Annotated in this window: 14 protein-coding genes, 2 tRNA genes and 1 riboswitch; of the genes, 12 read left to right on the forward strand and 4 right to left on the reverse strand. The window is 73.0% G+C overall.

The features are described 5' to 3' along the window. Positions 1–175 precede the first annotated feature (175 nt). A tRNA-Lys gene (locus ACIGO8_RS33845) sits at positions 176–248 on the forward strand. Between the two features lie 147 nt (positions 249–395). On the opposite strand, the gene ACIGO8_RS33850 is transcribed toward ACIGO8_RS33845, so the two are convergent. Together ACIGO8_RS33850 and ACIGO8_RS33855 are read right to left on the reverse strand one after the other, a co-directional pair. Next, on the reverse strand, positions 396–587 hold the full coding sequence (locus ACIGO8_RS33850; RefSeq protein WP_399738852.1) for a hypothetical protein: 192 nt from the start codon (positions 585–587) through the stop codon (positions 396–398). Then, on the reverse strand, positions 584–802 hold the full coding sequence (locus ACIGO8_RS33855; protein WP_399738855.1) for a hypothetical protein: 219 nt from the start codon (positions 800–802) through the stop codon (positions 584–586). The genes ACIGO8_RS33850 and ACIGO8_RS33855 overlap by 4 nt, the downstream gene beginning before the upstream one ends. 584 nt (positions 803–1,386) lie before the next feature. Here ACIGO8_RS33855 and ACIGO8_RS33860 point away from each other — a divergent pair. Genes ACIGO8_RS33860 through ACIGO8_RS33870 form a run of 3 tightly spaced genes read left to right on the forward strand, consistent with a single transcriptional unit; the run spans position 1,387 to position 2,987 of the window. Continuing rightward, a complete protein-coding gene (locus tag ACIGO8_RS33860; RefSeq protein WP_399738858.1) occupies positions 1,387–1,647 on the forward strand; it encodes a hypothetical protein in 261 nt (86 codons plus the stop codon). Next, the gene (locus ACIGO8_RS33865; protein WP_399738861.1) at positions 1,619–2,152 is read left to right on the forward strand and encodes a DUF6879 family protein; all 534 of its coding nucleotides are present in this window, start codon (positions 1,619–1,621) and stop codon (positions 2,150–2,152) included. Before ACIGO8_RS33860 ends, ACIGO8_RS33865 begins: the two co-directional genes overlap by 29 nt. Positions 2,153–2,165: 13 nt before the next feature. Further along, a complete protein-coding gene (locus ACIGO8_RS33870; RefSeq protein ID WP_399738864.1) occupies positions 2,166–2,987 on the forward strand; it encodes a helix-turn-helix domain-containing protein in 822 nt (273 codons plus the stop codon). A gap of 116 nt (positions 2,988–3,103) precedes the next feature. On the opposite strand, the gene sigJ is transcribed toward ACIGO8_RS33870, so the two are convergent. Continuing rightward, positions 3,104–4,003 carry an RNA polymerase sigma factor SigJ gene (gene sigJ / locus ACIGO8_RS33875; RefSeq protein ID WP_399738867.1) on the reverse strand — a complete coding sequence of 300 codons (900 nt, stop codon included), beginning with the start codon at positions 4,001–4,003 and terminating at the stop codon, positions 3,104–3,106. 185 nt (positions 4,004–4,188) lie between these two features. On the opposite strand from sigJ, the gene ACIGO8_RS33880 reads away from it, so the two are divergent. From ACIGO8_RS33880 to ACIGO8_RS33915, 8 genes are all read left to right on the forward strand, one after another. Then, complete coding sequence (locus ACIGO8_RS33880) at positions 4,189–4,683, forward strand: rhodanese-like domain-containing protein (RefSeq protein ID WP_399738870.1); 495 nt, start codon at positions 4,189–4,191, stop codon at positions 4,681–4,683. Positions 4,684–4,734: 51 nt separating this feature from the next. Then, a tRNA-Met gene (locus ACIGO8_RS33885) sits at positions 4,735–4,808 on the forward strand. Between the two features lie 168 nt (positions 4,809–4,976). Continuing rightward, on the forward strand, positions 4,977–5,717 hold the full coding sequence (locus ACIGO8_RS33890; RefSeq protein ID WP_399738873.1) for a MerR family transcriptional regulator: 741 nt from the start codon (positions 4,977–4,979) through the stop codon (positions 5,715–5,717). A gap of 238 nt (positions 5,718–5,955) precedes the next feature. Continuing rightward, positions 5,956–6,351: a hypothetical protein gene (locus tag ACIGO8_RS33895; RefSeq protein ID WP_399738876.1), complete on the forward strand. Its 396-nt coding sequence runs from the start codon at positions 5,956–5,958 to the stop codon at positions 6,349–6,351. A 76-nt stretch (positions 6,352–6,427) separates the two neighbouring features. After that, positions 6,428–7,453 (forward strand): PLP-dependent cysteine synthase family protein, encoded by a 1,026-nt coding sequence (locus ACIGO8_RS33900; protein WP_399738878.1) that lies wholly within the window; start codon positions 6,428–6,430, stop codon positions 7,451–7,453. Next, complete coding sequence (locus tag ACIGO8_RS33905; RefSeq protein WP_399738880.1) at positions 7,450–8,694, forward strand: MFS transporter; 1,245 nt, start codon at positions 7,450–7,452, stop codon at positions 8,692–8,694. Before ACIGO8_RS33900 ends, ACIGO8_RS33905 begins: the two co-directional genes overlap by 4 nt. Positions 8,695–8,951: 257 nt before the next feature. Further along, on the forward strand, positions 8,952–10,022 hold the full coding sequence (locus ACIGO8_RS33910; RefSeq protein ID WP_399738883.1) for a PP2C family protein-serine/threonine phosphatase: 1,071 nt from the start codon (positions 8,952–8,954) through the stop codon (positions 10,020–10,022). A 212-nt stretch (positions 10,023–10,234) separates the two neighbouring features. Continuing rightward, a riboswitch (cyclic di-AMP (ydaO/yuaA leader) is annotated at positions 10,235–10,381 on the forward strand. 11 nt (positions 10,382–10,392) lie between these two features. After that, entirely contained in the window at positions 10,393–11,520 is a 1,128-nt protein-coding gene (locus ACIGO8_RS33915) for a M23 family metallopeptidase (protein ID WP_399738886.1), read from the forward strand. Positions 11,521–11,536: 16 nt separating this feature from the next. Here ACIGO8_RS33915 and ACIGO8_RS33920 read toward each other — a convergent pair whose 3' ends face one another. Further along, positions 11,537–12,832 (reverse strand): PrsW family intramembrane metalloprotease, encoded by a 1,296-nt coding sequence (locus ACIGO8_RS33920; RefSeq protein WP_399738912.1) that lies wholly within the window; start codon positions 12,830–12,832, stop codon positions 11,537–11,539. Positions 12,833–12,945: the final 113 nt, after the last annotated feature.

Genomic DNA, 12,945 nt, shown 5'->3' on the forward strand with positions numbered 1-12,945 from the left:
GTCGGTTTTTTTACGTATCACCCCCGCGGGGGGCGGGCCCCCGTGCGCCCCCCCCGCCCCCCCCCACACCCCCCCCCCCCCCCCCGCCCCCGCCCCCCCCCCGGGGGCCCCGGGGCCGATACCCGATCGGTTTCGGGTGGCTCTCCGGCTATGCTGCACGGGTGTGCTTGTCCACGGGCCGTTAGCTCAATTGGCAGAGCAGTGGACTTTTAATCCATTGGTTGTGGGTTCGAGTCCCACACGGCCTACCGATCGGCCCCAGGTCAGAGGAGATCCGACCTGGGGCCGTTGTCGTCCTCGGGCAGCTGGAGATCGAGTGCTGGCGCGGTGCTGGCGCGTGAGGACGAGTCGGGGTGGCAGGAGCCCGGGCCGGGGCGAGGTCGGCCGGGTCGGTCTCAGATCCGCTGCGCGGCGGTGTACGCCAGCATGGCGACGGCGGCGGTGACGACCAGGCCCAGGGCGAGCAGCCAGGCCGGGACCCCGAGCACGAGGTAGTCGAGCTGCTGGCACTTCGGGTTCCCGCAGGTGCACTTCGGCTGGCCCCAGCGGAGCCATCGGGACGCCCTCGCGATCGTCCTGCTGCTCATGCCCGGGCTGCCTTTCCTCGCGTGTGGCGCACCAGGGTACGCCCGAGGAGAAAGAGCGCCCCGATCGCGAGCCCGGGCACCGGCAGCGCGACCATGCAGTTGTCCGGGTCGCCGCTCTTGGCGTGCTTGCCTCCGCTGTCGGCGGCGTGCTTCCGCTGGCCGCCGCCGGCGGCCTTGCGGTCGTGGTAGTCCCGGTACTCGTCGTACTCGCTCACGTGCACCTCCAAGGGGTGGGTGGCCGAGGCCCCGGCCGCGGCGGGGGACCGAAGGGGCGACGCGTGTCCTCGTGACACCGGCCGTTGACGGGCGTACGGGTCTGGATCATCCGGGGGCCTTCGTCTCGGAGCGGTGCGACCCGGGCCCCTGGGCAACAAGGCCGCGTTGCTCGCGGCACGGTGCGCATGCCTGGCGGTGCTCATCGACCAGCACTGCCGTGGAGGAGGGCCCGCGATGGAAGTCGCACCAGCCGCCCGTGCACCGGGGGCAGGAGCAGGGAGGCAGGGAGCTGGTCGCCGGCAGTTCCGTGGGCCGGTCGTATCGCTCGTACGACACCGGGTCGGTGGTCCCATCGGGGCGCACCCGGTAGACCTTGATCGTCATCATGGCTGAGGCTCCCGTCGGCCGGTCAGCGGGGACGGCATGACGGTAGGGAGAGCGCGGGCACGTGCACCAGCGATGTGCATCGCTGTGCACAGGTTCAGTCGACCTGGGCTCCCGTCAGCTCTGCGGTCTTGACGGGAAGTTGGGTGGCCGCCAGGTTGGTGCACACCTGCGCACACCCCTACGAGGGAGGCGAACCATGGCCCTACAGTTCATCGGCGTGGACCCGGAGTCCGGGCAGACCGGCAGCCCGACCGCCTGGGTCGACCAGGAGACCCGGGACATCGTGCTCCAGAGCTACACCGCCGACGAGGCGACCCGGGTCGAGTGCGTCGAGCGGAACGCGCCCGGCCACGACAAGGCGATCCCGGTGGGGGAGACGGTGATCCGGATCCCCGCCCACATGATCCCGATCCTGAGGGAGGCGTGCGATGCCGCAGAGCGAGCCGCGATTCGATGAGCTGCTCGCGGGCGCCCGTCGCTCGGCGGTCCACCTGGAGCTCCGGGACGTCTACGCGGTCCCGGACGAGGCGGACGACTACCGGCGCTGGCGCGAGACGGGTGAGCGCGACGTCGACCCCGCCTCGGCCTACTGGGCTCCCTGGGTCGAGATGGTCCGGTCCGCGTCCGCGCGCGGCGTCAGGATGCGCCGGGTGAGGATCGTGTCCGAACCGGTGAGCGACTACATCCGGTACGAGCACGCCGGCACCGTTGTCAACGTGGCCGCGGGCGAAGAGGTGCGGTGGCTGCCCCGGCATCAGGCGCTCGGGCTCCTCCTTCCCGTCGTGGACGGCTGGGTCTTCGACGGCGAGCAGCTGCTCGCCAACCACTTCACCGGCTCCGGGCAGTGGGCCACCCCGCCCCTGGAGCTGCACACCGGGCCCGACCTCGTGAAGGCGTACGCCGACGCGGTCGAGGCGGTGTGGGAGCGTGCGGTCCCGCACGACCAGTACACGATCCGCTAGCAGGAGTGCCCGTATGCCCGTCTCCCCGTCGTCCTCGGCGCAGGCCGCCCGCGAGGGTGTCGCGCGCCAGCTGCGCGAGCTGCGTCAGGACGCGGGGCTGACGCTCGTCGAGCTGGCCACCCGCTGCGGCTGGAGCCACTCGAAGGTCAGCCGCATCGAGAACGCGAAGACGCCGCCGTCCGCCAGCGACATCGTCGTCTGGTGCCGCCACACCGGCGCCGCCGGCCGCACCGCCGACCTCGTCGCACTCTCCCGCGACGTCGAGAGCCTCTACCAGGAGTGGCGCAAGAAGGCCCGGACGGGGCTTCGTCAGCTCCAGGACAGCTACCTCACCCTGTTCCGGGCGACGACCCTGTTCCGGGTCTACTCCCCGACGGCGATTCCCGGCCTCCTCCAGACCGAGGGCTACGGACGATCCCTCCTCGCCGGTGCCGCCCGGGTCGAACGCTCGCAGATCATCCACCGTGCCGGCCACCGATTCGTCTTCCTCGTCGAGGAGGCTGCGCTCCGCTACCAGTTGGGCAGCAGCGACGACATGGCCGCCCAGCTCGGGCACCTCCTGACCGCCGGCGCGCTGCCCGCCGTCTCCCTCGGCATCATCCCGATGGAAACCCCGGACCGGACTCTGTGGCCGCAGGAGGTCTTCCACATCTACGACGACACCCTCGTCTCGGTCGAGCTGCTGACGGCACAGGTGAACATCACCCAGCCGAGCGAGATCGCCCTGTACGAGAAGGCGTTCGAGGAGCTGCGGAGCATGGCCGTATACGGGTCGGCTGCCCGCGCCCGGGTCGTAGCCGCGATCGAAGCTCTCTCCACGTCCGCCGCAGACTGAACTCCTTCGGCGCAGGGGCGTCCTCTTCAGTGGCGATCCCACACGGCCTACCGAACGAAAAGCCCCGCCCGGTCCCACCGGGCGGGGCTTTCGCGTGGGGCTTTGCCGTGGGTCTTTCAGGAGGCGTCCGGGGCCGGGGAGTCGGAGCCGTGGACGCCGAGGGCCGCGAGGCGGTCGGGGCCGGCGATGATGTCGATCTCGACGATGCGGTCGCCGACGACGGTGAAGGCCATCAGGCCCACCGGCGTGCCGTCGACGAGGGAGACCAGGCCCGGGGCGCCGTTGACGGTGACCGGGCGGGCGGCGTGGCGGTACTTGGCGAAGGTGAGGGCCTGGGCGGTGACCGCCTCGGCGCCGCGGACCAGCTTGGAGGCGGCCGCGCCGAGGGTGCCGCCGTCGACGCGGAGGACCACGTCGGGGTCGAGGACCGTGAGCAGGCCCTCGAAGTCGCCGTCCTGGGAGGCGGCGAGGAAGGCGTCGACGACCTCGCGCCGGCGGACGGCGTCGGGCGCGGGAGCCGGGGCGGCGCCCTGGACGCGGCGGCGGGCCCGGCTGGCGAGCTGGCGGGTGGCGGCCGGCGTGCGGTCGACGACGGGCGCGATCTCGTCGAAGGAGACGGCGAACATGTCGTGCAGCACGAACGCGAGCCGCTCGGCCGGCGACAGGGTCTCCAGGACGACGAGGAGCGCGAGGCCGACGGAGTCCGCGAGCAGCGCCTCCTTCTCGGGGTCGGCGGCGCCCTCCTCGCGTACGACGGGATCGGGGACGTAGTACTCGAGCGGGTCCTCGCGGCGGGACGCGCGGGAGCGCAGCATGTCGAGGCAGATCCGTCCGACGACGGTGGTCAGCCAGGCGCTGAGGTTCTCGACGGCGCCGACGTCGGAGCGGTTCAGCTTGAACCAGGCCTCCTGGACGGCGTCCTCGGCCTCGCTGAGCGAGCCGAGCATGCGGTAGGCCACCGCCCGCAGATGCCCGCGGTCGGCGTGGAAACGTTGCGCCAGGAGGTCCTTGTCCATGGTCCTTCTTCCCCTTCGCGTCCGGTCGCGAAGTGATGACGGACGGAGGGCGGGAAACGTGACACGTCCCGGTACGTGAGATCCCCGCCGCTCGTCCTCGAACGCGCGGGAATCCCCGGCCGAACCCCCCGACAGCCGTGGATCACCACTTCATCCCGATGATCATCGTCTCTAGATTGATCACCATGACGACGACATCGCACCAGGTCAACCCCGTTCTCCGCACCCCGCCGGCCACTCCGGCCGCCGCGGCCGCGTACTTCTCCGCCAGCCTCGCCTTCCACGCGGACGTCTCCGACGTGGCCTCGGCGCTCGCCGACGCCCGTGCCACGGGCGGCGACCCGGGTTTCGTCGTGATCGACTCCCGTAACACCGCCTCCTGGGACCAGGGCCACGTGCCGGGCGCCGTCCACCTGCCGACCGCGCTCATCGCCGAGCAGGCCGAGCAGCTGCTCGACAAGAGCGTCCCGGTCGTCACGTACTGCTGGGGCCCCGGCTGCAACGGCGCCACGCGCGCCGCGCTGGCCCTCGCCGAGCTGGGCTTCCAGGTGAAGGAGATGCTGGGCGGCTTCGAGTACTGGGTGCGCGAGGGCTTCGCGTACGAGACCTGGGAAGGGCCCGCGCAGAAGGCGGCGGACCCGCTGACGGCGCCGCTGGACGGCGAGGACTGCGGCTGCTGAGGAAACCGATTTCGGTTTCGGCTGCCCATGCCGTAAGGTCGTGTTCACCGACGCGGGGTGGAGCAGCTCGGTAGCTCGCTGGGCTCATAACCCAGAGGTCGCAGGTTCAAATCCTGTCCCCGCTACTCAGTAGCACGAAGGCCCGGATCCGGAAACGGATCCGGGCCTTCGTCGTTGTGCGGTCTCGGCGCGGCGGTGCCGGCGTGGGGTGCCGGCGTGGGGGTGCCGGCGTGGGGCGCGCCGGATTGTCGGCGGTTGACCTTTACGTAACGTCAAGATCTAGCGTTCTCGGCATGGAGTGGTCGATCCAGGAGATCGCCAGGAAGGCCGGCACCACCAGCCGCACGCTGCGCCACTACGGCGAGCTGGGGCTGCTGGAGCCGAGCCGGATCGGCGCGAACGGTTACCGGTACTACGACCAGGCGGCGCTCGTGCGGCTGCAGCGGATCCTGCTGTTGCGCGAGCTCGGGCTCTCCCTGCCCGCCATCGCCGAGGTCCTCGAAGGCCAGCGGGATACCTCGGCCGCCCTGCGCACGCATCTGGCCCTCCTGGAACAGGAGCGCGAGCGCATCGGGCGGCAGATCGAAGCCGTACGCACCACTCTCCACAAGACCGAGAGAGGAGAACAGCTCATGGCCGAGGAAGTCTTCGACGGCTTCGACCACACCCGCTACGAGGCCGAGGTCACCGAGCGCTGGGGCCGGGCGGCGTACGAGCAGGGCGACCGCTGGTGGCGTTCGCTCGGCGACGCCGAGAAGAAGGCCTTCCAGGAGGAGCAGGCCGGCATCGCCCGCGACTTCGGGCGGGCGGCGCGCGAGGGCCTCGCCGCCGACAGCGACGAGGTGCAGGCGATCGCGCGCCGGCAGTACGCGTGGCTGTCGACCACGACGACGCCGACGAAGGAGTACGTGATCGGGCTCGGCCGGATGTACGTGGACGACCCGCGCTTCGCGAAGAACTACGACCGGCACGGGGAGGGAACGGCCGTCCTCGTCCGGGACGCGCTGCGGGTCTTCGCCGAGCGCAACCTGTGAACGTGGCCGCCAGGGCGGGGCGCTACCGGTGACGCGCCCGCCCCCGGGGGCGCGCCGCTTGGTGGCGGGGCCGCACCGTGCGGGCGGGGCCGTGCCGCTTGGTGGCGGGGCCGCACCTGCGGGCGGGGCCGTGCGCCCCGGGGGCCCGCGCCGTTGAACCGCCCGAAGTAAAGGGTGGCCAAAACCGGGCCTGTCCCTTTGCCTGGCCGCGCGTGCTCCGCGTAGCGTCGCGCGCACCATGAGTGACCGGATCGTGACGATGCTGCGGCAGGCAGGACGGCGGGCGCCCGCCGTCCTGCTGCTGTGCGCGCTCGTCGCGCTGGTCGCGGGCGTCTGTCACGGCGCGCACGGGCACCTCGTGCCCCTCGCCGGCGGCCCCGCCGGCATCACCGCCTCCGCCCCGGCGCCGGACCACGGCTGCGAGCAGCCGGGCGAGGGCTGGTCCTTCGACGCGCACCTGCCCGCCCAGGCGGCGGGGACGCAGCTGTCGGCGCCGGACGCCCGCGGCGCCGTCCTCCTGCCGTACGACGAGGCGTTCCCGCCGCACCCGCGCACCCGCTGCGTCCGTGACCGGGCGGGACCCGGCCCCGAGCCGGGCAGCCTCCTCCTCGCCCTCGGAGTGAACCGGAACTGAGCCGGTCGCGCACCACCGCGACCCCGGCTCCTTCCGCATGCGTGTCCGCATGCCCTCACTCCAAGGGACGCATCCCATGACGCACCCCGCCAACCTCCTCTCCGTCACCGAGCAGACCGTCGGCAACACTCCCGTGCTGTGGATGGACGACGGCTACTGGGCCAAGCTCGAAGGCTTCAACTTCGGCGGCATCAAGGACCGTGCCGCCCTCCACATGGTCGAGCAGGCCCGCCGCCGCGGTGAGCTGCGGCCCGGCGCGCCGATCGTCGAGTCCACCTCCGGCACCCTCGGCCTCGGCCTCGCGCTCGCCGGGATCCTGCACGGCCACCCGGTCCACGTCGTCACCGACCCCGGCCTCGAACCGCTCGTCGAGCGGCTGCTCACCGCCCACGGCGCCCACGTCCACGTCGTCGCGGAGCCCAGCCCGCGGGGCGGCTGGCAGCAGGCCCGGATGGACCGGGTCGCCGAACTGCTCCTGACGCTGGACGGGGCCTGGTGGCCGGACCAGTACGGGAACCCCGATAATCCCGGCGCCTACGGCGGCCTCGCCGCCGAACTCTCCGAGCAGCTCGACCGGATCGACGTGCTGGTCTGCGCGGTCGGCACCGGCGGCCACTCGGCCGGCATCTCCCGCGCGCTGCGCGCCGGCGGCAGCCCGGCGCTCGAACTCGTCGGCGTCGACTCGATCGACTCCTCCGTCTTCGGCCTGCCGGCCGGTCCGCGCCTGATGCGCGGGCTCGGCTCCTCGATCCATCCCGCCAACGTCGACCACGGCGCCTTCGACGAGGTCCACTGGGTGGGTCCGGCGGAGGCGGTACGGGCGGCCCGCCGCCTGGCGGCCCGGCAGTTCGCGACCGGCGGCTGGAGCGTCGGCGCCGTCGCGCTGGTGGCCGGCTGGCTGGCCCGCACCCGGCCGCGCGGCACCCGGATCGCGGCCGTCTTCCCCGACGGCCCGCACCGGTACTTCGACACCGTCTTCAACGACGAGTTCTGCGCGGCGCACGGGCTGCTCGCCGGTCCCGTACGGGAGGTCCCGGAGGAGTGGGCCGAGGGCGTGCGGGTCGGAGGCTGGACCCGCCGGGTCCTGGAGCGGGTCAAGTGAGCACGGCGACGGCCCCGGCCGAAGGGGGCATCTGGAAGCGGTCACGCGGCTTCGCGCCGGCGGTGCGGCTGCTGTTCCTCAACCAGCTCACCATCAACCTCGGTTTTTACATGCTGATGCCGTACCTGGCGGCCCATCTGGCCGACGGCCTCGGCATGGCCGCCTGGGCGGTCGGCCTGGTGCTGGGCGTGCGGAACCTGTCCCAGCAGGGCATGTTCCTGGTCGGCGGCGCGCTCGCCGACCGGCTCGGCTTCAAGCCGCTGATCGTCGCCGGATGCGCGCTGCGGACGGCCGGTTTCGGGGCGCTCGCCTTCGCGCAGTCGCTGCCGATGCTGATCGCCGCCTCGCTGGCGACGGGCCTCGCGGGCGCGCTGTTCAATCCGGCGGTGCGGGCCTGTCTGGCCGCGGAGGCCGGGGAGGAGCGGCGGGTCGAGGCGTTCGCCCTGTTCAACACGTATTACCAGGCGGGCATTCTGCTCGGCCCGCTGCTCGGGGTGGCCCTGACAGGGGTGTCGTTCCGGCTGACGTGCGTGGTGGCGGCGCTGCTGTTCGCCGCGCTCACCTTCGTCCAGCTGAGGCATCTGCCGGTGCGGGCGGTGGACGCGGCCCGGGAGGGCGGGGCGCGCGGCCAGTTCCGCACGGTGCTCGCGAACCGTGTCTTCTGGCTGTTCTCGCTGGCCATGACCGGCTCGTACGTGCTGTCCTTCCAGGTCTATCTGGCGCTGCCGCTCGCCGCGGGCGGCACGGCGGCGACCACGGCGCTGTTCGTGGTCTCGGCGCTGGTGGCGCTCGCCGGACAGTTGCGGATCACCGCCTGGTGCCGGGCGCGGCTCACCCGCGAGCGGTGCCTGGTGCTCGGGCTGGCCCTGATGGGTGCGGCGTTCCTGGTGCCGGCCGCGCTGGGCCGGTCGCTGCTGGGGCTGCTGGTGTGCGCGGCGGTCCTGGCGGTCGCGAACGCGGTGCTCTACCCGTACGAGATGGACACGGTCGTCGCGCTGTCCCGGGGCCGCTGGGTCGCCACCCACTACGGGCTCTACAACACGGTGTGCGGGATCGGCATCACGGTGGGGAACCTGGGGACGGGCGTGCTGCTCGACGTGACGGGCCGGTCGTCGGTGACGTGGCTGGTGCTGTGCGCGGTCGGCCTCGGCTGCGCGGCGGCCATGGCGGCGCTGGCCAGGGGCGGGCGGCTCGCCGTACGCCAACCGGCGGAGGAGGAGTCGCCGAGCCGGCCGGCCTGACGCCACCCTGGGACGGGTACGGGTCGGTCCGCGGCCGGGCACGTCCAGGCGGGAGAGCACAGGTGGCGCGAGCGGCGCAGGGGCGCGACCCGGAGCCGGGGTCCGGCCCCGGGCCGCGGTCCGGGTCGGACTCGGGGTCGGTCTCCGGGGCGGGCGGCGGCGCTCCGGGCGGGCACGGTGCTCCGGGCGCTCCGGGCGCGTACCGGGGCGCGCGGCGCTTCATCCGGGCGCTGCCGCCGTTGGTGATCGTCGGCGGGGTGGTGTACGACCTGGCGACGCCGCCCACCTACACCGCGGCCCCGCTGTTCTCGGCCGCGCCGCTGATCGCCGCCCCGTTCTTCTCCACCCTGACGACGCTGCTCACCGGCATCGCCGCCGTCCTCGCGAGCGTCGGGCTGCACGTCTACAACGAGACGGTGGACCAGATCCCGGCGCTCACGGAGACGCTGACGGTCCTCACCGTCTCGGCGCTGGCGCTGCTGATCAACCGGGTCGTACGGCGCAGCGGCGAACGGCTCGCCTCGGCGCGGGTGATCGCGGAGACGGCGCAGAAGGCGGTGCTGCCGACGCCGGCGGCGCGGATCGGCGGGCTGCAGATCGCGGCCCGGTACGAGGCGGCGCAGGCGGACGCGTTCATCGGCGGCGACCTGTTCGCGGTGCAGGACACCCCGTACGGGGTGCGGTTGGTGGTCGGCGACGTACGGGGCAAGGGGCTCGACGCGGTGGAGGCGGTGGCGGTGGTCATCGGCGCCTTCCGGGAGGCGGCCGAGCAGGAGTCCACGCTGGAGGGCGTGGCGGCGCGTCTGGAGCGGGCGCTGGCCCGGGAGGGCACCCGGCGCGACGGGCTCGACGCCTTCGAGGGCTTCACCACCGCCGTCCTGGCCGAGATCCCGGGTGGCGACCGGACCGTACGGGTGGTCAACCGCGGCCATCCGGAGCCGCTGCTGCTGCACGCGGACGGGGCGGCGCAGGTGCTGCGGCCGAGCGAGGCGGCGTTGCCGCTGGGGATGGGAGAGCTGGCGGTGTGGCCCGACCGGGCCGAGGAGACGCCGTATCCGCCGGGCGCGACGCTCCTCTTCTACACGGACGGCCTGTCGGAGGCGCGGGACGCGCACGGTGAGTTCTACGACCCGCGGGAGCGGCTCGCCGGGCGGATCTTCCCGGGGCCGGAGGAGCTGCTCGACGCGCTCGTGGCGGACGTGCGCCGGCACACGGGCGGTGGTGCGACGGACGACATGGCGCTGCTCGCGGTGAGCCGTCCGGCGGTGGGGCAGCCGGAGCGGCGCCGGACGATGCCGGTGGTGCCGCCGGGTGGTGACCGGTCGTAGTCGAAGGGTCTCCCTCCGATAACAATTGACTCAACGTCAGTTTGAAGGTGTGTCGGCGATGTGTCGGCGGCCTCTTCTGAACGGTGGTCAACTCGGGACATAGCCTCACAATTCAGTGAATGATCAAGGGGAACGGCTTGGAATCGAGTGGCCGCGTCTATTAACGTTCGATAACGCAGCGCGGTCGTCCCAGCCGTCGCAAGAGACGGCACCGTGCGCGCGCGCCGAATCCCGTAAGGGAACCGGGGAACCACCACTTGGGGTGAATCGGGCCCCACCGCACTCGTGCGGCACGCCCGTAGGAGACCTTCCTGCTCCGAACCCGTCAGCTAACCCGGTAGGCGAGAAGGAAGGAAAGGAGAGCGCCTCCGTGGCGTCCAACACCCCTGCTCCCGAAAACCCCTTCGACTATTTCGGCGCTCCCGGTCCGGCGGGCGCCGCCGAGGGCCCGGGCGGCGGCGAGGAGTGGAACCCCACCGAGGACTCCCTGCGGGACCGGGGCCGCTCGGGCGGCCGCCACCGCGTGGTCAAGCAGCGCTCCAACTTCGCCCGCTCCTCCACCGTGCTCGGTGTCGGCGTGATCGCCGCCGTCGGCGCCGGCGGCCTGGCCACCGCCCAGCAGAAGCCGCCGGTCTCGATAGCGCTGCCGGACGTCGACCTGCCGGACGTCCACCTGCCCGACGCCTCCGACCTGCCGGGCGTCGGCGGTCTGATCGGCGGACACGACGAGGACGAGGGCGGCTCCGAGGCGACCGGGGCGGGGAACAACACCCAGCCGCTGACCGCCCTCACCTACACCACGGCCGACCAGGCGGGCACGGGCTCGGCCGGCGGCACCGGCGCCGCGCAGGCCGGGGCCACCCGGACCGACGCCGGCGAGGCGCTGCGCGCCCGCATCCTCCAGCAGGCCGAGCAGCAGCAGGCCGCCGCGGACGCCGAGGCGAAGGCCGCCGCGGAGAAGGCCGCGGCGGAGAAGGCGGCGGCGGAGGCCGAGGCCAAGGCCGACGCGGCGGAGAAGGCGGCCGCCGAGGCGAAGAAGAAGGCCGAGGAGGAGGCCGCGGCGAAGGCCGAGGCCGAGCGCCTGGCCAGGCTCGCCGCGAGCTACGCGCTGCCGACGTCCTCGTACACGATCACCTCGACCTACGGCGAGGCCGGCTCGATGTGGTCCTCCGGCCACCACACCGGCCTGGACTTCGCCGCGCCCACCGGCACGCCGGTGAAGGCGGTCCACGGCGCCACCGTGAAGTCGGCCGGCTGGTCCGGCGCGTACGGCTACCGGATCGTGCTGGAGCTCGAGGACGGCACCGAGGTCTGGTACTGCCACCTCTCCTCCATGACGGTCGGCGCCGGCCAGTCCGTCGGCACCGGCGACACCATCGGCCGCGTCGGCGCCACCGGCAACGTCACCGGCCCCCACCTCCACCTGGAGGTCCACACGCCGTCCGGCGCGGGCATGGACCCGGCGGACTGGCTCCGCTCCAAGGGCCTGAGCATCTGAGGCCCAGCCGGCTGCTCTAGCTCCGGTACGGGTTGTAGCCGCCGTAGTCGAGGTACTGCGGCGGCGACCACACCCGGCCGGTGGCCCGGGCCGCGTACGTCAGCGCCGGCGAGGCGACCTGCCGGCGCTGCCACAGGTGGTGCAGCAGCTCCTGCTCGCGGGCCGTGAAGTCCGGCGCCGCCTGCCCGCGCCGGGCCCGGTGGCGCAGGAACGCCAGGGTCGTCGCGAACGCCTCGTACTCGCCGACCGCCTGGGCGCCGGGCTTGCCGAGGCTGCGGGCGGCGTAACCGCGGGCCAGCGAGCGGGCCCGCATCGAGGAGAGCGCGAGCGGTTCATCGGGAGCGAGCCAGCCGGCCGTCGCGTAGGCCGGAAGCTCGCCGGATATCGTGCGCAGCTCCTTCTGCCGGCTCCATATCGCGAGCCAGGTCAGCAGGGCGAAGACCGGCACCATGAACATGCCGTAGACCAGCAGGAACGCCAGCGGGTGGAAGCTGGCCGAGCCGTTCCACAGCGCGTGCATGCCCATGGCGAGCAGCAGGCCGCCCAGCGGCAGCAGCACCAGACGGGTGCGGCGGGCCCGGGCGGTGGCGCCGAGCAGCGCGGCGAAGCCGAAGCCGAGGCCGGTGAGCGAGGTGAACAGCGGGTGGGCGAACGGGGACATGATGACCCGGACGAAGAACGTGCCCACCGTCACCGAGCCGAGGCCGTCGGAGCCGAACTCCTGGTCCTCGCCGAAGGCGTTGCCCAGATAGAGGATGTTCTCGGTGAAGGCGAAGCCGGTGGCGGTGAAGCCGGCGTAGACCAGCCCGTCGACCGGGCCCGTGAAGTCCCGGCGCCGGAACAGGAAGAGCAGCAGCACGGCGGCGCCCTTGGCGGTCTCCTCCACGACCGGCGCGACGGCGGTCGCCCCGAGGGTGTCGGCCGAGCCGGGGTCGGCGGTGGCGCTGCTGATCCACTCCACGGCGAAGGAGTTGGCCAGGATCGCGACCAGGGTGGAGGCGAACGCGCCCCAGGCGAGCGCGAACAGCAGGTTCTTCCAGGGCGCCGGCTCGACCCGGTCGAGCCAGCGGAACGCGGCCATGAGCAGCGGCACCGGGAGCACGGCGAGTCCGAGGCCGACGAGGAAGCCCTCGGTGCCGGTCTCCTCCCGCACCAGCGCGAGGATCACCAGCGCGCACAGCGCGAGCGCGGTGATCAGCGCGACGGCCCGGACCAGCCGGCTGCGCCAGAACGCCTTCCGCGGCTTGTAACGCCACTTGGCGCGCTCGGGCACCGCCGCGAAGTCCGGCTGGTCGGTCTCCAGGGCGGGCACGGGAGCGGGCGCGGGAACGCCGGCCGTGGGGGTGGTCACGGGCGGCGTTGCGGGTCCGGTGATCGGGTTCGACGACACGCAACGACCCTAACGACCTGCACCGACAGCGGCGA

Source organism: Streptomyces sp. NPDC053493, from assembly GCF_044544825.1.
GTDB lineage: Bacteria > Actinomycetota > Actinomycetes > Streptomycetales > Streptomycetaceae > Streptomyces.

Excerpts from the sequence above, each read along its gene's own strand:
- ACIGO8_RS33850 (WP_399738852.1), bottom strand. The coding sequence starts at position 587 with ATGAGCAGCAGGACGATCGCGAGGGCGTCCCGATGGCTCCGCTGGGGC.
- ACIGO8_RS33860 (WP_399738858.1), top strand. The coding sequence starts at position 1,387 with ATGGCCCTACAGTTCATCGGCGTGGACCCGGAGTCCGGGCAGACCGGC.
- ACIGO8_RS33865 (WP_399738861.1), top strand. The coding sequence starts at position 1,619 with ATGCCGCAGAGCGAGCCGCGATTCGATGAGCTGCTCGCGGGCGCCCGT.
- ACIGO8_RS33870 (WP_399738864.1), top strand. The coding sequence starts at position 2,166 with ATGCCCGTCTCCCCGTCGTCCTCGGCGCAGGCCGCCCGCGAGGGTGTC.
- sigJ (WP_399738867.1), bottom strand. The coding sequence starts at position 4,003 with ATGGACAAGGACCTCCTGGCGCAACGTTTCCACGCCGACCGCGGGCAT.
- ACIGO8_RS33880 (WP_399738870.1), top strand. The coding sequence starts at position 4,189 with ATGACGACGACATCGCACCAGGTCAACCCCGTTCTCCGCACCCCGCCG.
- ACIGO8_RS33890 (WP_399738873.1), top strand. The coding sequence starts at position 4,977 with ATGGAGTGGTCGATCCAGGAGATCGCCAGGAAGGCCGGCACCACCAGC.
- ACIGO8_RS33895 (WP_399738876.1), top strand. The coding sequence starts at position 5,956 with ATGAGTGACCGGATCGTGACGATGCTGCGGCAGGCAGGACGGCGGGCG.
- ACIGO8_RS33900 (WP_399738878.1), top strand. The coding sequence starts at position 6,428 with ATGACGCACCCCGCCAACCTCCTCTCCGTCACCGAGCAGACCGTCGGC.